Consider the following 19,902-nt stretch of genomic DNA (forward strand, 5'->3'; position numbering starts at 1 on the left):
GACGCCTGGATGCGCATAAGGCGGCTCAAGCTCACGGGATTCAAGAGCTTCGTAGAGCCTGCCGAACTGCGCATCGAACCGGGGTTGACCGGCGTCGTTGGCCCCAACGGCTGCGGCAAGTCCAACCTGCTCGAAGCGATCCGCTGGGTCATGGGTGAAAGCTCGCCCAAGTCGATGCGCGGCGGCGGCATGGAAGACGTGATCTTCGCCGGCACCGCCAATCGTCCGCCGCGCGCCTTCGCCGAAGTGGTGCTGCAAGCCGAAACCTCCCCGCACGATGACGGCACCCGCGACGAACTCGAAGTGGTCCGCCGGATCGAGCGCGGCACCGGCAGCGCATACCGCGTCAACGGGCGCGACGTGCGTGCCAAGGACGTCGCGCTGATCTTCGCCGATGCCGCCACCGGCGCGCATTCGCCCGCGCTGGTCAGCCAGGGCCGCATCGCCGCCGTCATCGCCGCCAAGCCCGCCGAGCGCCGCGCGATGCTGGAGGAGGCGGCGGGCATCGCCGGCCTTCACGTCCGCCGCAAGGACGCCGAGCAGAAGCTGCGCGCGACCGAAGCCAACCTCGCCCGGCTGGACGACATCATGGCCGGGCTGGACAAGCACGTCACCGCGCTGCGCCGGCAGGCCAAGGCGGCGGAGCGCTACAAGGCGTTGTCGGACCAGATCCGCCTCGCCGAGGCGCGGCTGGTCTTCGCCCGCTGGCGCGATGCCGCCGCCGCCGCCCAGGCCGCGAAGAAGGAAGCAGAGGCCGCCGAGGCCCGCGTTGCCGATGCTCAGGAGGCGGCGCGGACCGCCCAGCAAGATCAGGCCGCCGCCGCGCAAGCCTTGGCCGAAGCGCGGGAAGAACTGGCCGACCGCCGCGACGATGCCACTGCGCAAGGCCATCGCATGGCGGCGCTGACCAGCCAGCTGGACGCTGCCGAACAGCGGCTCAAAGACCTTGAACGCCAGCACGCACGGCTCGAGGAAGACCGCAGCGACGCCGATCGCCTCACCCGGGACGCTGCCGAGGCACTGGCCCGGCTCGAACGGGACCTGGCGGAGGGAACGCGGCAGCTCGAAGCCGACGCAGCTCGGCGCCCGCATCTCGCCAACGCCCTCGAGGGCGCCGAGCGCGCCGCCCGCGCCGCGGAACTCGATCTTGCCCGGGCCACCGCCACCCAGGCCGGCGTCGAGGCCGAATGGCGCATCGCCGAAGCCGAACTGGCGCAGGCACGCGGACGGCTCGAACGGCTGCGCGCCGATGCCGCGCGGTTCGAAGCGCAATTGTCCGCCCTGCCCCGGATCGACGCGCTCGACGCCGCCATCGCGCGGGCGCACGGCGATGCGCAAGCGGCCACGGCCGCGCTCGGCCAGGCGCGCGAGGGCCTGGACGCGCGGCAGGCGCGCAAGGCCGAACTGCTGGCCGAGCGCGACATCGCCGCCTCCGCCCTCGCCGGCGCCCGCGCCGACCTCACCGGCATCGAGCGCGAGCATGCCGCGCTGCTCAAGGACCGGGAGGCTCGCGCCAAGGGCGCCAGGGCCGCGCACGGGCTTCCGATGGCGATCGACGCGGTGCGCGCCGCCCCGGGCTATGAACGCGCGCTTGCCGCCGTGCTGGGCCGGGATGCCAAGGCCCCGCTCGGGATCGTGGCCGATGCGGACGGGCGCTTCTGGACCGGGGCCGAGGCGCCGATGCCTGTCGCCGAAAGCCTTGCCGCGCACGTCACGCGGTGCCCCCCGGAACTCGCGGCCCGGCTTGCCCTGGTCCATGTCACCGGCGACGATGACGGGCGCGTCCTGAAACCGGGCGAGTGGCTCGTCACGCGCACCGGCATGCTGCGCCGCTGGGACGGCTTTGTCGCGCGCGGCGAGGGCGCGGCCGAGGCGGCACGGCTGGAAGCCGAGAATCGCTTCGCCGAACTCGAGGCCCGGCTTCCCCCGCTGCGCGAAGCCGCCGCCCAGGCCGAGGCCCGGCAAGGCCAGGTGCAGCAGGAACTTTCCGCCCTCTCGGCTTCGCTGATCGCCGCCGAGCGGGCAATCGCCGAAGCAGCCAGTGCCGAGCGAAACGCGCTGCGCGCGCTCGATCAGGCCGAGGACGCCAAGGCGCGCGGGGAAGCGCGGCGCGCGGAACTGGACCGCGGCATGGAGGAACTCGCCGACCGGCACCGCGGCGCCGAGCACGATCTTGCCGCCGCCCAGGACAAGCGCGCCGCCCTGCCCGATCCCGAAGCCGGCCGCGCCGCGCTCGATGCCGCCCGGGCCAGGAACGAGGCCGCGAAAACCGCGATGCAGGCCGCCACCGCCGCGCTCGCCGCGCATGACCAGGCGCTCGCCGTCGCGCAGGAGCGGACGACATCGCAGCGCGGTGACATCAGGAACTGGCAGGCGCGCGCGGGCGATGCCGCCAATCGCCTTGCCCAGATGGCCGGACGGCTGGAGGAGATCGAGACCGAACGGGCCGTGATCGCCGCCAAGCCCGCCTCGCTGATGACGCAGATCGAACAGGGCGAAGCGGTCCGCGACCGGCTCGCCCAGGAACTGGAGAAGGCCGAAGCCTCGGTCGGTACGGCGGCGGAGGCCGTCCGCCGGGCCGATGCCGCGCTTGCCGCCGCGCAGGAAACGCTCGCCACTGCCCGCGAAGGTCGCGCGGGCGCGGCGGCGCGTGCCGAAAACGAGGACGAGCGCCGGGTCGAGATGACACGCATTTCCGGCGAGCGCTTTCAGTGCCCGCCCCCGGTATTGCCCGAGCGTTTCGCTTTCGCGTCCGCCGAAGTGCGCGCCGCCGCCGAGGAATCGGCGGTGATGGACCGCCTTGTCGCCGACCGTGAGCGGATCGGCCCGGTCAACCTCGTCGCCGCCGACGAACTCGCCGAAGCCGAAGCCCAGCTAGGCACCAGCATCACCGAAAAGGCCGAGCTTACCGAGGCAGTGAACCGGCTGCGCGGCTCGATCGGCAACCTGAACCGGGAAGGCCGCGAACGGCTGCGCGCCGCTTTCGAAGCGGTGGACGGTCATTTCCGCCGCCTGTTCACACGCCTGTTCCAGGGCGGGCAGGCACACCTGGCGCTCGTCGATTCGGACGATCCGCTCGAAGCCGGCCTGGAAATCTACGCGCAGCCACCGGGCAAGCGCCTGCAATCGCTCACCCTGCTTTCGGGCGGCGAACAGGCGCTGACCGCGGTGGCGCTGATCTTCGCCCTGTTCCTGACCAACCCCGCGCCGATCTGCGTCCTCGACGAAGTCGACGCCCCGCTCGACGACGCCAATATCGAACGCTTCTGCGACCTGCTCGACGCGATGACCAAGGAGACCGACACCCGCTACCTGATCGTCACTCACAATGCCGTGACGATGAGCCGCATGCACCGCCTGTTCGGCGTCACCATGGTCGAACGCGGGGTCTCGCGGCTGGTGAGCGTGGACCTGGTAGGGGCGGAAGAGCTGCTGGCGGCGGAGTAGGGATTGACAGTTTTTGTGGTTACATTTATTTAACAGGCGATCCACTCCAGTTTGTGCAATTCCGGCGTCCACGCCCGGAGTGGATTGTGCAGATCGAATTCGATGAAGCCAAGCGGCGAAAGATTTTGGAAGAGCGAGGCCTCGATATTGCCGACGCGAACCTCATTTTCGCTGACGACTATTATGAGATCGAAGACGATCGCAAGGACTATGGTGAGAGGCGCTACCGCGTTTGGGGCTTTCTGAACGGTCGTCGCGTCTCGCTCGTTTGGACGCCGCGTGATGGTAGGCGTCGCATTATCACGATGAGACATGCCCATGAGCAGGAACACAAAATCCGCTTCCGGTCCCTGGATTGACGCGGATGACGATGATGTCGAATGGACCGAGGAAATGTTCCGGATGGCCGCCATCTACAGAGGCGATCAACTGATCCGTCCGGCCACCGGCACGCTCAAGTCGATCGGCCGTCCCGTCTCGCCCAACCCCAAGAAGCAAGTCACGCTCCGCCTCGATCCCGACGTGATCGAGGGCTTTCGCGCGACCGGCAAGGGCTGGCAATCGCGGATCAATGCCGAGTTGCGCAAGGCGCTGGGGATCTGAACCGTCATTTCAACACGAAACGCGGCCCTGCCGAGACCATCCATGTCGGTGAAGAGGTGTTCAGCTACATCGCGGTCTATACCGATGGGCAACCGCGCGGGCGCTTCGCCAAGGGCGCGCCGCTCAACCACGTCGGGCTGGTGGTCGACGATATCGACGCAGCGGAACGCGTCGTTCTCGCTGCCGGGCTCGAGCCGTTCAACCATGCCGACTACGCCCCGGGCCGGCGGTTCTACTTCTTCGACTGGGACGGGATAGAGTTCGAGGTGGTGAGCTATGAATGAACCGCTGGGCACGCACGGCGCATGTCAGACGATGCCGGCGTTCCCCACCACCCAGCAGGCCAGCGCCATGACGAGGCCGGCATCGCGGTTCGAGCGGAACCGGACGAGTGCATTATCCCCGTCGTCCGGATCGAGCGTCAGCACCTGAAAGCCCAGGTGCACGGCCACCGGCAGCAGCGCGACGAGCGCCACCCAGTCGGGCCGCATCGCCCAGAACGCCAGCGCCCACAAGGCCACGGCGAGCCCGTAGAAGCCGGCGACGCCCAGGCGCACGCGCGTGCCGAGCCGCAATGCCGAGGAACGGATGCCGACCAGCGCGTCGTCCTCGCGGTCTTGCAGCGCGTAGATCGTGTCGTAGCCGATGCACCATGCGATGCTGCCGGCATAGAGCGCCGCAAGCGCCCCAAGGTGATCGCCGCGAATCTCGACCCAGCCCACCAGCGAGCCCCAGGTGAAGACAAGGCCGAGCCAGGCCTGCGGCCACCAGGTGACGCGCTTCATGAAGGGATAGGCGGCGACCAGCGCCAGGCTGCCGAGCGCGACGAGCTGCGCCTGCCAGCGCAATTGCAGGAGGACCACGAGGCCGACCATGCACAGCGAGAGCAGCCACGTCCACGCCGCCTGCTTCGAGACCCTTCCGCTCGCCACCGGACGGCTCGCCGTGCGGGCGACCTTCCGGTCCAGATCGGCATCGACGATGTCATTGTAGACGCATCCCGCGCCGCGCATGGCGATCGCGCCCAGCAGCAGCCAAAGCACCAGCCCCCACCGCGATTCGCCGCCGGCCAGCAGCACGCCCCAGGCGCAGGGCCAGAACAGCAGCCACCATCCGATCGGCCGGTCGAAACGCGCGAGCATCGCGTAAGGGCGCCAGGGCGACGGCAGCAAGGAAACGAGACCTCGGTGCTGCGTGTCGGGAACGCCAAGGTCCGATAGGGGGGTAGGCTCGGTCACGTCCCGAGGACTAGTCGATCATGCGGCTCGTGTCATGGCCGATCGCCAACTTCCGGCGTTGTCCATTGCCTCCATGGCGCGGTATCGACTATCGCCCGACCAAGCCGCCAACCTGCCAACAACCAGCCTGATGGAAGCCGCATTCATGGGAGCAACCCCCGCCTGGCCGCCACGCTCGGCGCCGCGCCTGTTCGTGCCAGGCCCGTTGGCGGCGGGGACGTCGATCGTGATTGAGGCGGGGCAGGCCCACTACCTGGCCAAGGTCATGCGCGTGGCGCCGGGCGACACCGTGGTGCTGTGCGACGACGTGACCGGGGAGTGGACGGCGCGGGTTGCCGCGGCCGGCAAGCGCGATGTCGTGCTCGAACCGCGCGAGCGGCTGCGCGGGCGCGAGCAGGTTCCCGACTTCTGGCTGTGCGCCGCGCTGCTCAAGAAGCCCAATTTCGACCTCGTGCTCGAAAAGGCGACCGAACTGGGCGTCCGCCGCATCCAGCCGATCGTCACCAGGCGCTGCGTCGCCGACAAGCTCAATCCCGAGCGTGCGCGCATGATCGTCACCGAGGCGGCCGAGCAATGCGCCCGCACCGCGTTGCCGGAGCTGGCCCCGGTGGCCAGGCTCGACGCGCTGCTGCGCGACTGGCCGCGTGAGCGCACGCTGTTCTTCGCGGACGAACAGGGCGGCGATCCGGCGGCGGCGGTCTTTTCCGCGCAGGCTGGACCGGCGGCGCTGCTGGTCGGCCCGGAAGGCGGTTTCGATGACGGGGAACGCGCCGCCGTGCGCGCGCACCCCGGCGCCCGCGCGATCTCGCTGGGTCCGCGCATCCTGCGCGGGGAAACCGCCACGATCGCCGCCTGCGCGCTGTGGATGGCCCTGGCCGGCGATTGGTCGCCGCCCGGAAATTGACCGCCGGATGAACAAATAACGCTGGCGTCGGGCCCCGGGGGCCACTACCTCCGCGCCCATGAGCACCCGCGAGGTTTCGGATCGCGACGATCCGCTGATCGAGAGCCTGGACCAACTCGCCGCGCCGATGGCCGCGGGCGAAAAGCCGCGTGACGCCTGGCGCATCGGCACCGAGCACGAGAAATTCGTCTACGATACGGCCGACCACCACGCCCCTTCCTATGACGAGCCCGGCGGCATCCGCGACTTGCTGATGGCCCTTACCGAATTCGGCTGGGAACCGATCGTCGAGGGCGGAAACGTGATCGCCATGAAAGGCGCGGACGGCACCGTCAGCCTCGAGCCGGCGGGCCAGCTCGAACTTTCCGGCGCGCCGCTGGAGAACCTGCACGAAACCTGCAACGAGACCGGGCGCCACCTCGCCCAGGTCAAGATCATCGGCGACCGCATCGGCAAGGGCTACCTGGGCCTCGGCATGTGGCCGGACAAGACGCGCCAGGCCCTGCCGGTCATGCCCAAGGGGCGCTACGCGATCATGCTGCGGCACATGCCGCGCGTGGGCTCGATGGGGCTCGACATGATGCTGCGCACGTGCACCATCCAGGTGAACCTCGACTATGCGAGCGAGGCGGACATGGTGCAGAAATTCCGCACCAGCCTGGCCCTGCAACCGCTCGCGACCGCGCTCTTCGCCAATTCGCCCTTCACCGAAGGCAAGCCCAACGGCTTCCTCTCCTATCGCAGCCACATCTGGTCCGACACCGACCCGGCCCGCACCGGCATGCTGCCCTTCGTGTTCGAGCAGGGCTTCGGCTACCAGCGCTATGTCGACTACATGCTCGACGTGCCGATGTACTTCGTGTTCCGCGACGGCAAGTACATCGACGCCGCCGGCCAGTCGTTCCGCGACTTCCTGAAGGGCAAGCTGCCCGCGCTGCCGGGCGAGCTGCCGCGCATGAGCGACTGGCAGGACCACCTGTCCACCGCCTTTCCCGAAGTCCGCCTGAAATCCTTCCTGGAAATGCGCGGGGCGGACGGCGGGCCGTGGAGCCGGATCTGCGCGCTGCCGGCGCTGTGGGTCGGCCTGCTCTACGACCAGGGCGCGCTCGACGCGGCCTGGGACCTCGTCAAGGATTGGGACATGGAAGGGCGCGAGACGCTGCGCGGCCTGGTCCCGAAGCTGGGCCTCGATGCGCCCCTGCCCCAGTCGGCCCCGGGGGGAAGCGGCACCTTGCGCGACATTGCCGGCCAGGTGCTGGACATCGCCCGCTCCGGCCTTGCGGCACGGGGCAAGCTCAACGCGGGCGGCGACAACGAGACCGGCTACCTCGAACCGCTGGCCGAGATCGTCGCTTCGGGCAAAGTGCCCGCACAGCGCCTGCTCGACCTCTACAATGACGAATGGGGCGGGGACATTTCCCGCGTCTACAGCGTGAAGAGCTTCTGACATGATCGTTGTTACCGGCGAATTCCGGATTCCCGTGGAAGCCCTTGGTTCCACGCTCGAAGCGCTTGAACGCGTGATCCTGGCCACGCGCGCCGAGGCCGGGTGCCTTTCCTACGCCTATGCCTACGATGTGCTCGAACCGGGCCTGTTCCGCATCAGCGAGGCATGGAGCGACCGCGAGGCCCTCGCCGCGCACTTCGAGCAGCCGCACATGAAGCGCTGGCAGGAAGAACGCGCCGCCCTCGGCATGACCGAGCGCCGCGTCGAGCTTCACGACGTCGCGGCGAGCGAGGTGCTCTGATCCCACTTTGAATGGATGGCATCACTCCGCCGGTTGGAGCGGGGCCCGGCGCGGCCGGATGCGGCCGGCGATCTGCGCGAGCGCACGAGTAATCGGTGCGTTCTCGGTCATCCAGGCATGATATTCGCGGTATTTGGGATCTTCGGCCAGGAGGTGCGCTTCCTCGGTCCTGGCGCGCCAGTAGTAGATGCCACTCACCAGCGCCAGCAGCACGGTGTTGCGCACCATGTCGGTCAACGACCCGTTGGTCACCAGGAACGGCAGCGTCGAAGTCCACCAGAACAGGTTCTTGGACAAGTAGGCCGGATGGCGGGTGAAACGATAGGGGCCACCCGTCAGCACGCCGCGATAGGTGAGGTTGGAAAAGCGGATGCCGAAGGCGAACGTCGCCCAGGCGTAGATCGCGGTCAGGAACACCATCAGCGCCGCCCAGCCCCACAGCAGCACATCGTGGCCCTGCATCCAGTAGGCCCAGCCGCCGGTGTTGACCTCGTAGCCCAGCACGTCGGCGCGGCCCATCGTGCCCCAGACGAAGGGCGGATAGCACAGCAGCGCCGCGACCCAGCCGGCCAGGAACGGATTGCCGCTGCGGATATGCGCGTCGAGCGGCCGCAGGGTGAGCAGGTAGCCGACCGTGCCGATCTGCACGTCGATCAGGAACAGCGCCTCGATCAGCATCGATCCGAGCGCCACCGGGTCGGCCGCGATCTGGCCGAAGTCGATCTCCACCACATGCGCGAAGCCCGGCGGCAGGATGGAGATCATGAAGGCACCGAAGAATGCCTTGATCCCCCAGGCGCGCCAATGCTTCTTCACTTCGTCTGCGCTCCAGGCCTCGCGCCCGATCAGCATGGCGCCGAAGTGCCAGGCATGATCGCGCGGGTTGACCATGTAGCGATCGAGCCAGAACACGTAGGGAACCGAGAGCACGAAGACCGGCACCGCCGCGACGCCGATCACTTCCATCGCGAACAGGTACTGTCCGTCCCAATACCAGCGCCCGACGCAATAGTAGAAGCCGATCGCCGCCCAGGTCGCCCACAGCCCGGCGATCTTGGTGATCGAAACGTCGAGCGTTTGCGACAGCGGGCGCGGCGCGCTCCAGTCGATGCCGGTGGAAGGCCGCAGATGAACCTTGTCGACCATGACCGACCACAGGCTCATCGCGGTGCCGGTCACGAACAGCGTCGCGACGGCGGCGTAAGGTCCGCTCATCGGCGCGTGCGGGCCCGGCAGCGCCAGGGCGCCGGCGATCACCGCCCAGTTGCGGCAGACCACCAGCCAGGCGAACAGCGCGACAAGCCCCGACAGGCCGACGCCTGCCGAAACATCACTGGCGGGCCTGCGGCTCGCGGCGGTCCGGGCATTGCTCATGCTCCACGGAACTAGCCGCAAATCGTTAATACCAAGTCTCTCGGGGCGAGACTCGTCTTCTCCCTTCGCCGCCGCGAGGCGCGCGGCCGACGAAGGGAAGGGGAAACCGCGTTCCGATCAATGAGATTTGGGATTACGACACAAAAAGAGGGCAGGGCAATTTGCCCCGGAAGCGCCTCGGCCCGCCCGCCCCGTCACCGATAGGCCGTGATCCGCCCCGAATCGTCGAGAACGTACAGCGTCTGGTTCGCCACCACCGGCGCCAGCGAGACGCCTTCACCCAGCTCCGTGAAGGGTGTCATCGTCCCGCTCGCGGGATCGACGGTGGCCACCAGGCCGCGCGAATTGGCGATCCACAGCTTGTTGCCGGCCAGCACCGGGCCCACCCAGAAGATCGGGTTCTTGCGCTTCTTCTCGTTCTTGTAGCGGGCCAGCCGGGTCAGCCAGCGCACCCGGCCGGTGGACCGCGCGATCGCCAGGATCTCGGCATGATCGTCCAGCGTGAAGACCCAGTCGCCCGCCACCGCCGGGGTGGAGATGCCGGCAAGGTTGAGCTCCCAGATACGCTGTCCGGTAACCAGTTCATAGGCCGCCATGCGTCCGCCCTGGCCGAGCGCGTAGACCCGGCCGCGATCGATGATCGGGTCGGCATCGACATCGGTGAGGCTGCCGACCTCGGTCGAGATCGAAGTGCGCGCCAGCGCGTCGGACCAGAGCTGGCGGCCGTTTTCATAGCGGTAGGCGACCAGCTCGCCCGAGGAATAGCCGGCGATCACCGTCCCCTGCCCGGCGGCCGGGGCAGCGACTCCGAACACGCCCGCCTGGGTCAGCGAGCCCGACTCGTTCCAGATCAGGCTCCCATCCGCGGCGTTGAGCGCGAAGATCTGGTTGTCCTGGGTCATGACATAGACCGCGTCGAAACCGATCGTCGGCGCGCCGCGCAACGGGCCGCCGGGCTTCTTCGTCCAGAGCTGGTTGCCGCTCGCGGCATCCAGCGCCGCCACTTCGCCGACGCCGGTGGTGACGTAGACACGGCCGCCGTCAAAGCTGACGCCGCCGCCGAACACCGACTGCGATCCATCGCCCTTCACCGCGAAGCTCTTGGTCCATAACTGCGAGCCCTTCTGCGCGTCGAAGGCATGGAGGACGCCCTCGGTATCCATCACGTAGAGCCGCCCGTCACCGATCACCGGCGCCGCCGCGAGGCGCTGCCGGTTGGTGGAGCCCGCGATCTGCACGGACCACGCCCGCGCGGGACTGGCCGCCAGCGAGAGGTGGCCGTAGGACTTGGACGCCGGACCACCGGCCTGCGGCCAATCGGCGTTGGCCGCGTCGGGCGGCAGGATCACCGCCACCGTGGCCAGCGTCGGGTCGACTTCGGCGCCGCTCTCGATGCGCGAGAGGATCGGCACGCGCTCACCCACCGTCGGTGTCTTGGGGCCGCCCTTGCCGCCGCCGAACATCTTGCAGCCCGACAGCCCCATGACCAGCGCCAGGGCGATCAACGGCACCACCTTGCGCGCGCCAAGGCCACGAACGGCCGAATGCCGGGTGTTCGAGACGGTTGTGTTCATGCGCGGATCCTCACCAGACATTCTCACTCTCCGCCGGCATCGGCCGGCTTTATGATTTTCGCGGTCAGCTTGGCGATCGGCTCGCCCTTCTCGTCGACCACATCCTGCACCGCGTCGACGCCCAGCACCGCCGCGAGCTGGCGCGCGCGGCTGCGCAGGCCGTCATCGACGTCCTCTTCCTTGGCGATGGCGGCGAACAGCGGGCCGGCCTGGTCCTGTCGGCCCTGCTTGAGGTAGGCCATGCCCACCAGTTCGCCGGCGGCGCCGAACCACGGATTGCCCGGCGCGGCGAGCGGCTTGAGGCGATCGACCACGTCCTGCGGCTTCATCGCATCGAAATTGGCGGCAATTTCTCGCACCAGGGCCAGGTCACGCAGGGGCTGCGGCGCCTTGGCATCGCCAGCGACCTGCCGATAGAGCTTGAGCGCGTCGGCCTTGCGCTGCTGCTCCAGCGCGATGGCGGCAAGCATCAGCCGGGCCGAGGTGGCATTGCCGTCCGATCCCTGGGCGGCGATCGGCGCCAGCCGGGCCTTGGCATCGTCAAGATTGCCGGCCTGCACTTTGTCGAGCGCCTGCACGAAAGATTCGGTGTCCGCCTCGTACTGCTTGGTCTGGCGATGATCCCAGTACAGCCAGCCGCCGAACGCGAGGAGGCCAAGCACGATCACGGCCAGCAACGGCTTGCCGTAGTTCTTCATGAACCCTTCGATCTGGTCCTGACGCAGCGCGTCGTCGACCTCGCGCAGGAACACGTCCTGCTGGGCGGCCTTCTGCGCGGCGGCTTTATCGTTGGATGAAGAAGTCTTGTCAGGAGGCAGGGCCAATGTGGGCGCTTTCCGCGGTAATCAGGATGGTTGCGGGGCTGTTTAGCGAATGGGCGGGGGTTTTCAACGGGGATGATCGCTGCACGTCCCGGGGTGAAGCACGGCTGAATGGCGTTTGCAGTCAGGGAAAGCGATCACGCCCCATGGCCCGGGCATAAGTCTCGCGATAGGCACAGATCATTGTATTCTCGTCGTAATTCGCCTGGGCACGGGCACGATTGGCTTCGCCGATCGCGGCACGCAAGGCATCGTCCGCCGCCAGGGCCGCCAGCGAAGCAGCCAGCGCCGCCTCGTCCCCGGCGGGGGTCACGAATGCGCGGTTATCCACCGATACCATGTCCGCCACGTCCCCGACGGCGGGCGAGGCGACCGCGATCCCGGCCGCCATCGCCTCCACCACCGAGATCGGGAACTGCTCGCTGTCGGAGGACAAGGCGAACAGATCGAACAGCCCGGCAACGCGCGAGGGATCGGCGATGAAGCCCGGCAGGTGGACGCGGTGGGCAATGCCCAGGGCCTGCGCCTGCGCCGCGATCGCGGCGCGCTCCGGCCCTTCGCCGATAATCACGAGCCGCCAGCGTTCGGGCAACGCGGCGAAGGCGCGCACCAGGCGCGGCAGGTTCTTGACCGGGCGCAGGCCGGCAAGCGTGCCCACCCACTTGTCGCCCGGGGCCTTGGCCAGGCCGGGCACCGCGTCGGGCGGGGGCCGGTGGCGATAGGCGGTGGTATCGATGCCGTTGACGATCAGGCGCACGCGCGCGCGCGGCTGGCGCCAGGGCCCGAGCGCGATCGCCTCCAGCCGCCGCGAAGGCACCACCAGCGCCGAGGCGCGCGCCAGCGCGGCGCGGCGGAACGCGTTGCGCCCGGATTTAAGGCCCTGTGCCTCGTCTTCGTTGAAGCCGTCCTCGTGGTGGACGAGCGGACCCAGGCCAAGCGAGGCGTCCAGCAGCCGGTGCGCCAGCACCGCGTCCATGGCACCCCAGTTGTACGTCAGGATCAGGTCGAACCCGCGCATGGCCCGCGCGATGCGCAGCAGCCGCCAGGGCGTGGGGCGGCCCTGCAGGCTGGGAAAATCCGCCGGGAACCGCACGCTCAGCGCGGGATCGAGCACGACCGAGGCGCCATGCGCGCCGGGCTGGGCCGAGACGACGGAATGTTCGATTTCCGGCCCGAAGGCGTTCATCAGCCGCGCCGCGCGCAGTTCCTTGCCGCCCGCCGCAAAGCTCGAGTGAAGGTGGAGGATGCGCAAGGCCGGTTCGTTCCCGCCGTTCAATCCACGCGCGCCAGCAGCCGCTCGACCGCGGCGACCGCTTCCGGCTCGTCGAGCGTCGGCGCATGGCCGACATTCCCGAGCGTGACTGCCTCCGTTCCCGGCAGGCGGCGCACCATTTCGGCCATGGTCGCTTCCGACAGCAGATCGGACAGCGCCCCGCGCAGGACCAGCACCGGCCTGCCCGCCAGGGCTTCCCACGCCGGCCAGAGATCGGCCTGGTTGTCGACGTCGAACTCCAGGAAGGGTTCGGCGATCTTCATGTCGTAATCGAAGACGATGCGCCCGTTGCTGGAAAGCGTCATGATCCGCTTGGCCATGCCGATCCAGAAATCGAGCGGCTGCCCGGGATGGGCAGCGCCCTGCGTACCCTCGATCCCGCGCGCGGCGTGAACCCAGGTGGCATAGCTGCGCCCCTGCCCGACGTAGTCCTTGATCCGCGCCAGCCCGGCAGGTTCGAGCCAGGGGCCGACATCGTTGACCACCACGCCCGCGATCCGCTCGGGGATCACTGTCGCCAGTCCCATGGTCATCAGTCCGCCCAGCGAAGTGCCGATGGCGACGAAGCGGTCGATCCCCTCTCGGTCGAGCAGGGCGAGAACGTCCTCGCAATACTGCATCGGCGTGTAGCTGGCCGAATCCTTCGCGTACTCGCTGTCTCCCCGCCCGCGCATGTCGGGGCAGATCACCCGCCACCTGTCGGAAAGGCGCGGGGCCAGTACATCGAAATCGCGCGCGTTGCGCGTAAGGCCGTGCAGGCACAGGACCGGCGGCCGCGCCTGACCGCCAGCTTCACCGCCTGCCTGACCATCTGTGTGTCCGGGGCCCGGGTAATCGCGAAAGTGCAGCTTCAGTCCATCGCGGCTCGACCAGAACCGATCTTCGAAATCCGTCATGCCGAAACGGCGACCTCCCAGTGCCGGCCAGTGCCGGAGAAACCCGCCCGGCTTGATCGGCGGGCAAGTGGTCCCCACTATCGCCTGATGCGAAGCGAACCGCAAGCAAGTGCCTATCGGCCCGACCCCCGTATCACGGCTATTTCCGAATGGATCGGCGATCCGGTGCCGCCCGCCGGCTTTCCCCGGCATGAACTGCGCTTCCGCAACGACCGGTGGGCGCGCGCGATCGGCCTCGGCGATCTGGACGAGGCGGCGTGGATCGCCCATTTCGGCCGCTTCGAACCGCTGCCGGACAACCTGCCCCGGCCGCTGGCGCTGCGCTATCACGGGCACCAGTTCCGCTCCTACAATCCCGACATCGGCGACGGGCGCGGCTTTCTGTTCGCGCAGATGCGCGGCGGCGATGGCCGCCTGCTCGATCTCGGCACCAAGGGATCGGGCCGGACCCCCTACAGCCGCGACGGCGACGGGCGGCTGACGCTGAAAGGCGCGGTGCGCGAAATCCTTGCGACCGAGATGCTGGAGGCGCTGGGCGTGAACACCAGCAAGACCTTCTCGGTGATCGAGACCGGCGAATCGCTGTGGCGCGGCGACGAGCCTTCGCCCACGCGCTCGGCGGTGCTGGTGCGCCTCAGCCACGGGCACATCCGCATCGGCAGCTTCCAGCGCCTGCTGATGCGGGACGAGCGGGACCACATGGCGGCGCTCGTCGCCTATTGCCTGGAGACTTATCCCGGCGGCGAGCCGCCCGCCGACGCGCCCGGCCGCGACGAGCCGGCGGTGATCCTGCTGCACCAGGTGGTGGAGCGGCTGGCCGATCTTGCCGCCGCCTGGATGGTCGCCGGCTTCGTCCACGGCGTGCTCAATACCGACAACATGAACATCTCGGGCGAAAGCTTCGACTATGGCCCCTGGCGCTGGCTGCCCCGATGGGACCCGCGCTTCACCGCCGCCTATTTCGACCACGGCGGCCTCTATGCCTTCGGCCGCCAGCCCGAGGCGGTGCTGTGGAACTGCGGGCAGCTTGCGGTGGCGCTGCGCCTGCTTGCCGATACCGAGCCGCTGATCGCCGCGCTCGACCGCTTCGGCCCGCTGTACCAGCAGGCCATGGCCCGCCGCTTCACCTGGCGGCTCGGCGTGGAACCGCGCGGGACCGAGGCCGACACGGCGCTGATCCGGGCGGCCGAGCGCGCCATGGCCGAAAGCGGCGAGGCGCCGGAGCGGTTCTTCTTCACCCACCGCGCCGGCCGCGCGTGCGGAGACGACGCCTTCGGGGAACTGCTGCGCGGCTATCGGCCCGCGGCCGACGCCGACGATCCGTTCTGGCGGCGCGGCGCGGCGCCCGATGCAGTGCCCGGCCTGCCGATAGACGAAGTGGAACGGCTGTGGTCGGCGATCGACGAACATGACGACTGGGCACCGCTCCACAAAAAGATCTCGGAGATTCGCGAACTCGGCCGTAGTATCGACACGCCGCCGGAGCCGCGGGGCTTACGATGAAGGGAAGCCTGGCGTTAGCACCCCGGTAGGGATAGCTGTGGCATAGACGTCCCAGTCTGGAATTCTCTTAGCTAACGGATCATTAGCCGTAATGGATGGTGCAGCGACAAGCAAAGCGGCGGCAACCAGCGACCGAGGACCTGTCAGCAACGTGAACACGGCGGAAATCATCTCCTGCGAACCCGCCACGGGCGCGGAGATCTGGCGCGGCAAGGCCTGCGACGTGGACGATATCGTCGCCCGCGCGCGCCGGGCCTGGCCGGCCTGGGCGGCACAGCCGCTCTCGACCCGCATGGAACTGGTCCGCCGCTTCGCCAACGAAGTCCGCAAGGAATCGGAAAAGCTGGCGACCACCATCGCGCGTGAGACCGGCAAGCCCATGTGGGAAGCCCGCGCCGAAGTGGAGCAGGTGGTCAACAAGGTCGAAATCTCGATTCGCGCCTATGCCGAGCGCACCAGCCAGCGCAAGCTCGATTCCGCGCTGCAGGGCACCATGGCCGTGCGCCACAAGCCGCACGGCGTGCTGCTGGTGCTGGGCCCCTACAACTATCCCGCCCACCTGCCCAATTCCCACATCGTGCCCGCGCTGATCGCCGGCAACGTGGTGATCTTCAAGCCGAGCGAGAAGGCCCCGGCTTCGGGCGAACTGCTCGCGCGGTGCTTCAACCGCGCCGGCATTTCCGCCGCGGTCATGCAGTTCGCCCCGGGCGGACCGGCGGAAGGCCAGGCCTTCGTCGCGCACGACGGCATCGACGGCGTATTGTTCACCGGCTCCGCCAACACCGGCATCACCATCAACCGCAAGCTGGCGACGCGTCCGGACAAGCTGGTGGCGCTGGAGATGGGCGGCAACAACGCGATGGTCGTCTGGGACACTCCCAAGCTGACCGACGCCGCCGCCCTGATCGTGCAATCCGCCTTCGCCACCAGCGGGCAGCGCTGCACCGCCACCCGCCGGCTGATCCTCAAGAGCACGATGTACGACGCGGTGATCGCCGAAGTGAAGGCGCTGGCCGACCGCATTATCGTGGGCGCCCCGTTCGACGAACCCGCGCCCTTCATGGGTCCGGTGATCGACAACGCCGCCGCAGACGGATTGACCGAAAGCTTCCTCTACCTGCTCAGCCACGGCGGCCGGGCGATCAAGCACCTTGTCCGCCTGCGGCAATCGCTGCCCTTCCTCAGCCCCGCGATCATCGACACTACGGCAATGAAGGACCGCCCCGACGTGGAACTGTTCGGCCCGATCCTGCAAGTGATCCGCGTCGAGGATTTCGACGAAGCCATCGCCGAGGCCAACAATACCCGCTTCGGCCTGGCCGCCTCGCTGATCGGCGGGACGCCGCAGGAATACAACAAGTTCTGGGCCAACGCGCGCGCCGGCATCGTCAACTGGAACCGCGCGACGGTAAACCCCAGCCACGCCGCGCCGGTGGGCGGCATCGGCCTATCCGGCAACCACCGCCCCACCGGCTACTACGCCGCCGACTATTGCGCCTACCCGGTCGCGTCCGGAGAGATGGAACAGCCCCGCGCCGTCATCGGGGTGGGGCTGAAGTAGAAGCTTCGCTGCCATTCGCGGGGATGACGAAAAAAGGCCAAGGCAGCGTGGTCGAAAATCTGTCTCCCCCCGCTCGTCCGGAGCTTGTCGATAGGGTGTAGGCCCAAATCCCCTTGATCGGAACGCCTGTTCCCCTCCCCTTGGTCATTGCTTCGGCGGCTTCGCCGTCTCGCAATGACCATGGGAGACGATGAGTCTCGCTCCAGGAGATTTGGTATCGGTTCGTTGGGATAGCCTGCCGCCAGCGGTTCATACCGGCATGCGTTTCATGCGACGCGGCCCGGCATCACTTCCCGCTGGTCACCAGGTCCACTTCGGTGATCCCGCCGTCCAGCTTGCGGGCATAGACGACGTAGGCTTTGCCCTCCTTCCGGCCGCCGAGCACGTGGTCGTTGCCGTCCAGCTTGTATTCGGCGCCGTAGCCGGCCCGGCTGGCCTTGGTGTAGTAGAAGCTGATGACGTCGCCAGGCGTGACCGGGGTGACGAAGTTGACCACGCGCAGCGCGCAGCCATCGCCGTCGATGCCGGCCGCTTCCTGCACGGCGCCGCGCGGATAGACCGGGATATCGGCGGGCAGCCTGGCAGCCCAGGTGTTCGAGTACTGGACCTTGGCCGAGCAATCCGCGCTCGCCGCTTTCGATGCCTGCGCCACTTGGGCGGCGGTGGCGGCGCTTTCGGCCAGCGCGGCGGCGGCGCCCTGGCCCGGCTGCGGCGCGGGAAGCAGCGCGCCGCCCACCATCTGCGCCGCTTTCGCCCTGGCGTCCGCGATCGCTTCGGGAGAGCGGTCCTCGGGCGGGAGGGTGATCTGCCCGCCATTGGGCGCGAGCGCGGCGCCGTCCTGCCCGGCCATTTCCGGATCGACCATGATCCGGTCGCCGAGCGCGCCGCTCAGCGCCGGATCGGTTTCGTTGCCGGTCGGGGCCTTGTCGGAGCCGCAACCGGCCAGCAGCAGGGTTCCGGCAAGTCCCAAAACGGTCAGGCGGGCACTGGCAGAAGTCTTCATCGTCGCGTTCCTTTCCCGCCGCGCGCGATCGCGCGGCCCGGATTCCGTGCGGCAGTGAAACGCGAAAACGGCGGCAAGCGCCAGCCGGAACCGGCCGGCGTCCCATTTCGGGAAAGGCGGGACGCCAAAGGTTGAGGGCGCCCGCGATAACGCGGACGCCCTCCCGCCCGGGGGCACATGGGCCGATGAACCGGCCCTAATGCCTGATTGGCACCGTGGCCGGGCGGGTCCCCCGCGCGTCGCCGTCCGCGCGGAGAACGGGATCGGTCAGCGGCAGCGCGAATCGCCGCGGTCGACCTCGCGGCCGAGCAGGGCCCCGCCGACGGCGCCGAGCACGGTGCCGAGCGTGCGATCGCGGCCGCCGTCGATCTCGCGGCCCAGCAGCGCGCCGGCCGCGCCGCCGACGATCAGGCCGGTGGTGCCGTTGTCCTTGCGGCAGTAATAGCGCCCGTCATCGCCGCGCCAGGCGCGCGAATCGCGGTAGACCGGCCGGTCGTAGCCGCGGTAGGAACCGCGATAGTCGCGGCCGTCGTCGTAGGAGTAGCGATAGCCGCGGCGCCAATCCTCGCGCGAATAGCGCTCGCGGCCATGATTGTAGCTCTGCTCGCCGGGCGCGCTGAACTGCGCGTCGTAGCTGGTCGCGGCCGAAGCGGGGATGGCGGCGGCCAGACTGGCGGTCGCGGCGGCCAGGGCGGTGATCTTCAGGAATGCGTTCATCTCGTCTCTCCTCGGTGGTGAGGGGCGGGCCGGCCGGGACGACTCGATCCGCTATGCATTCATCTTTAGGCGGATAAATATGAACAACATGCAACGGGGTTGTCAGAATTGGCGCGACCGGCGAAATGCCGGGCAAGCTTGCGGCGAACCGAAAGCCTTGCGGGACCAGCGGGGTATCCGTAGAGCCGCGTGACGTTACCTTGATCGCCAGCGCGCGCCGCGAGCGGGGCGGCCAACCGGGCCGACCTGACTTCATCCGCCCAACATGGCCCCCATCATGGCCCCAATCATGGGCGGTCTTCGCGCCGGTGCCCATATCCAGAGTGCTTCCATGCCTTCCTCTCCCTCCTCCCGCCTCGCTCCCCGCCTGAACGGCCTGCTCCAGGCCCTCGGCGCCAACCTGATCTGGGCGCTGTTCCCGCTCTATTTCGCGCTGCTGCGCGCGGTCTCTCCGTTCGAGATCGTGGCCTGGCGCGTGCTGTTCGCGCTGCCTTTCTGCCTCGCCATGATCCTGATGCTGCGCCAGGGCGGCGAGCTGCGCCGGGTGCTGGCCGATCGGCGCACGATCGGCGCGCTGGCGCTGAGCGGGCTGCTGATCGGCATCAACTGGCTGGTCTACGTGGTCGCGGTGATGCAAGGCCACGTGCTGGCGGCGAGCCTGGGCTACTATATCAACCCACTGGTCAACGTGCTCACCGGCACGATCTTCCTGCGCGAGCGCCTGTCGCGGCTACAGTGGATCGCCGTGGCGCTGGCGGCCGTCGGCGTCGCCCTGCTCGCCCGGGATGCGCTGCCGACGCTGTGGATCAGCCTGACGCTGGCGCTTTCCTTCGCCGGCTACGGGCTCACCCGCAAGCTCGCGCCGGTCGATTCGCTGCCCGGGCTCACCGTGGAGACGCTGGTGCTGCTGGTCCCCGCGCTGGGGCTGCTGGCATGGCAGGCGGCCGGCCCGGCGGGCCTGAGCATGGGCGCCGCGCCGGGCATCAGCCTGCTGCTGGCCTGCGCCGGCGTGCTGACCGGAACGCCGCTGCTGCTCTATGCCGGCGCCGCGCGGCGGCTCGATCTGTCGGTGCTGGGCTTCATCCAGTTCATGACCCCGACCGGGCTGTTCCTGCTTGGGCTGTTCGCCTTCCACGAGCCGCTGCGGCCGGTCCAGCTGTTCTGCTTCCTGTTCATCTGGACCGCGATCGCGGTGTTCTGCTGGGACCTGCTCTCGCGGCGCCGGGCGGCGGCCTGAAGG

The 19,902-nt window shown here is 68.8% G+C and carries 18 protein-coding genes; 10 read left to right on the top strand and 8 right to left on the bottom strand.

The window, feature by feature from the left end; genetic code table 11:
- Positions 1–9: 9 nt before the first annotated feature.
- The 4 genes from smc to BM052_RS01045 all read left to right on the top strand — a co-directional run bounded on the left by smc (position 10) and on the right by BM052_RS01045 (position 4,334).
- Positions 10–3,447 carry a chromosome segregation protein SMC gene (gene smc / locus BM052_RS01030; protein WP_091142186.1) on the top strand — a complete coding sequence of 1,146 codons (3,438 nt, stop codon included), beginning with the start codon at positions 10–12 and terminating at the stop codon, positions 3,445–3,447.
- Positions 3,448–3,533: 86 nt separating this feature from the next.
- Positions 3,534–3,806, top strand: coding sequence for a BrnT family toxin (locus BM052_RS01035; protein ID WP_091142189.1), 273 nt, complete (start codon positions 3,534–3,536; stop codon positions 3,804–3,806).
- Between the two features lie 43 nt (positions 3,807–3,849).
- Positions 3,850–4,050 (top strand): BrnA antitoxin family protein, encoded by a 201-nt coding sequence (locus BM052_RS01040; protein WP_369821485.1) that lies wholly within the window; start codon positions 3,850–3,852, stop codon positions 4,048–4,050.
- Positions 4,008–4,334 (top strand): VOC family protein, encoded by a 327-nt coding sequence (locus tag BM052_RS01045; RefSeq protein WP_369821487.1) that lies wholly within the window; start codon positions 4,008–4,010, stop codon positions 4,332–4,334. Before BM052_RS01040 ends, BM052_RS01045 begins: the two co-directional genes overlap by 43 nt.
- Positions 4,335–4,358: 24 nt before the next feature.
- Here BM052_RS01045 and ubiA read toward each other — a convergent pair whose 3' ends face one another.
- Positions 4,359–5,288 (bottom strand): 4-hydroxybenzoate octaprenyltransferase, encoded by a 930-nt coding sequence (ubiA, locus tag BM052_RS01050; protein WP_091142194.1) that lies wholly within the window; start codon positions 5,286–5,288, stop codon positions 4,359–4,361.
- A 145-nt stretch (positions 5,289–5,433) separates the two neighbouring features.
- Here ubiA and BM052_RS01055 point away from each other — a divergent pair, with 145 nt between their 5' ends.
- The 3 genes from BM052_RS01055 to BM052_RS01065 are packed head-to-tail and all read left to right on the top strand — an operon-like array spanning position 5,434 to position 7,940.
- Positions 5,434–6,192 (top strand): 16S rRNA (uracil(1498)-N(3))-methyltransferase, encoded by a 759-nt coding sequence (locus BM052_RS01055; protein ID WP_091143000.1) that lies wholly within the window; start codon positions 5,434–5,436, stop codon positions 6,190–6,192.
- A gap of 58 nt (positions 6,193–6,250) precedes the next feature.
- On the top strand, positions 6,251–7,639 hold the full coding sequence (locus tag BM052_RS01060; RefSeq protein ID WP_091142196.1) for a glutamate--cysteine ligase: 1,389 nt from the start codon (positions 6,251–6,253) through the stop codon (positions 7,637–7,639).
- A gap of 1 nt (position 7,640) precedes the next feature.
- The gene (locus BM052_RS01065) at positions 7,641–7,940 is read left to right on the top strand and encodes a putative quinol monooxygenase (protein WP_091142198.1); all 300 of its coding nucleotides are present in this window, start codon (positions 7,641–7,643) and stop codon (positions 7,938–7,940) included.
- A gap of 21 nt (positions 7,941–7,961) precedes the next feature.
- On the opposite strand, the gene BM052_RS01070 is transcribed toward BM052_RS01065, so the two are convergent.
- From BM052_RS01070 to BM052_RS01090, 5 genes are all read right to left on the bottom strand, one after another.
- The gene (locus BM052_RS01070; protein ID WP_091142200.1) at positions 7,962–9,314 is read right to left on the bottom strand and encodes a methyltransferase family protein; all 1,353 of its coding nucleotides are present in this window, start codon (positions 9,312–9,314) and stop codon (positions 7,962–7,964) included.
- A 194-nt stretch (positions 9,315–9,508) separates the two neighbouring features.
- Positions 9,509–10,888, bottom strand: coding sequence for an outer membrane protein assembly factor BamB family protein (locus BM052_RS01075; RefSeq protein WP_091143002.1), 1,380 nt, complete (start codon positions 10,886–10,888; stop codon positions 9,509–9,511).
- Positions 10,889–10,911: 23 nt separating this feature from the next.
- The gene (locus tag BM052_RS01080) at positions 10,912–11,712 is read right to left on the bottom strand and encodes a tetratricopeptide repeat protein (RefSeq protein ID WP_091142202.1); all 801 of its coding nucleotides are present in this window, start codon (positions 11,710–11,712) and stop codon (positions 10,912–10,914) included.
- A gap of 121 nt (positions 11,713–11,833) precedes the next feature.
- Positions 11,834–12,961 carry a glycosyltransferase gene (locus tag BM052_RS01085; RefSeq protein ID WP_091142204.1) on the bottom strand — a complete coding sequence of 376 codons (1,128 nt, stop codon included), beginning with the start codon at positions 12,959–12,961 and terminating at the stop codon, positions 11,834–11,836.
- A gap of 20 nt (positions 12,962–12,981) precedes the next feature.
- A complete protein-coding gene (locus tag BM052_RS01090; RefSeq protein ID WP_091142206.1) occupies positions 12,982–13,878 on the bottom strand; it encodes an alpha/beta fold hydrolase in 897 nt (298 codons plus the stop codon).
- An 87-nt stretch (positions 13,879–13,965) separates the two neighbouring features.
- Between BM052_RS01090 and BM052_RS01095 the strand changes: the two genes are divergently transcribed.
- Together BM052_RS01095 and BM052_RS01100 are read left to right on the top strand one after the other, a co-directional pair.
- A complete protein-coding gene (locus BM052_RS01095) occupies positions 13,966–15,381 on the top strand; it encodes a protein adenylyltransferase SelO family protein (protein ID WP_091142209.1) in 1,416 nt (471 codons plus the stop codon).
- Positions 15,382–15,532: 151 nt separating this feature from the next.
- Positions 15,533–16,942, top strand: a complete 1,410-nt coding sequence (locus BM052_RS01100; protein ID WP_369821486.1) for a succinylglutamate-semialdehyde dehydrogenase — start codon at positions 15,533–15,535, stop codon at positions 16,940–16,942.
- A 286-nt stretch (positions 16,943–17,228) separates the two neighbouring features.
- Here BM052_RS01100 and BM052_RS01105 read toward each other — a convergent pair whose 3' ends face one another.
- Together BM052_RS01105 and BM052_RS01110 are read right to left on the bottom strand one after the other, a co-directional pair.
- The gene (locus BM052_RS01105) at positions 17,229–17,945 is read right to left on the bottom strand and encodes a hypothetical protein (RefSeq protein WP_091142214.1); all 717 of its coding nucleotides are present in this window, start codon (positions 17,943–17,945) and stop codon (positions 17,229–17,231) included.
- 267 nt (positions 17,946–18,212) lie between these two features.
- Entirely contained in the window at positions 18,213–18,662 is a 450-nt protein-coding gene (locus BM052_RS01110) for a glycine zipper 2TM domain-containing protein (RefSeq protein ID WP_091142217.1), read from the bottom strand.
- A gap of 331 nt (positions 18,663–18,993) precedes the next feature.
- On the opposite strand from BM052_RS01110, the gene rarD reads away from it, so the two are divergent.
- A complete protein-coding gene (gene rarD, locus BM052_RS01115; protein ID WP_091143004.1) occupies positions 18,994–19,899 on the top strand; it encodes an EamA family transporter RarD in 906 nt (301 codons plus the stop codon).
- Positions 19,900–19,902: the final 3 nt, after the last annotated feature.

The sequence above is a fragment of the Novosphingobium sp. CF614 genome (assembly GCF_900113255.1).
Lineage (GTDB): Bacteria > Pseudomonadota > Alphaproteobacteria > Sphingomonadales > Sphingomonadaceae > Novosphingobium.

Bases quoted from the DNA above. Each gene is read 5' to 3' on its own strand.
- smc (WP_091142186.1), top strand. From the start codon at position 10: ATGCGCATAAGGCGGCTCAAGCTCACGGGATTCAAGAGCTTCGTAGAG.
- BM052_RS01040 (WP_369821485.1), top strand. From the start codon at position 3,850: ATGGCCGCCATCTACAGAGGCGATCAACTGATCCGTCCGGCCACCGGC.
- BM052_RS01055 (WP_091143000.1), top strand. From the start codon at position 5,434: ATGGGAGCAACCCCCGCCTGGCCGCCACGCTCGGCGCCGCGCCTGTTC.
- BM052_RS01060 (WP_091142196.1), top strand. From the start codon at position 6,251: ATGAGCACCCGCGAGGTTTCGGATCGCGACGATCCGCTGATCGAGAGC.
- BM052_RS01065 (WP_091142198.1), top strand. From the start codon at position 7,641: ATGATCGTTGTTACCGGCGAATTCCGGATTCCCGTGGAAGCCCTTGGT.
- BM052_RS01070 (WP_091142200.1), bottom strand. From the start codon at position 9,314: ATGAGCAATGCCCGGACCGCCGCGAGCCGCAGGCCCGCCAGTGATGTT.
- BM052_RS01075 (WP_091143002.1), bottom strand. From the start codon at position 10,888: ATGAACACAACCGTCTCGAACACCCGGCATTCGGCCGTTCGTGGCCTT.
- BM052_RS01090 (WP_091142206.1), bottom strand. From the start codon at position 13,878: ATGACGGATTTCGAAGATCGGTTCTGGTCGAGCCGCGATGGACTGAAG.
- BM052_RS01095 (WP_091142209.1), top strand. From the start codon at position 13,966: ATGCGAAGCGAACCGCAAGCAAGTGCCTATCGGCCCGACCCCCGTATC.
- BM052_RS01105 (WP_091142214.1), bottom strand. From the start codon at position 17,945: ATGAAGACTTCTGCCAGTGCCCGCCTGACCGTTTTGGGACTTGCCGGA.
- BM052_RS01110 (WP_091142217.1), bottom strand. From the start codon at position 18,662: ATGAACGCATTCCTGAAGATCACCGCCCTGGCCGCCGCGACCGCCAGT.
- rarD (WP_091143004.1), top strand. From the start codon at position 18,994: ATGCCTTCCTCTCCCTCCTCCCGCCTCGCTCCCCGCCTGAACGGCCTG.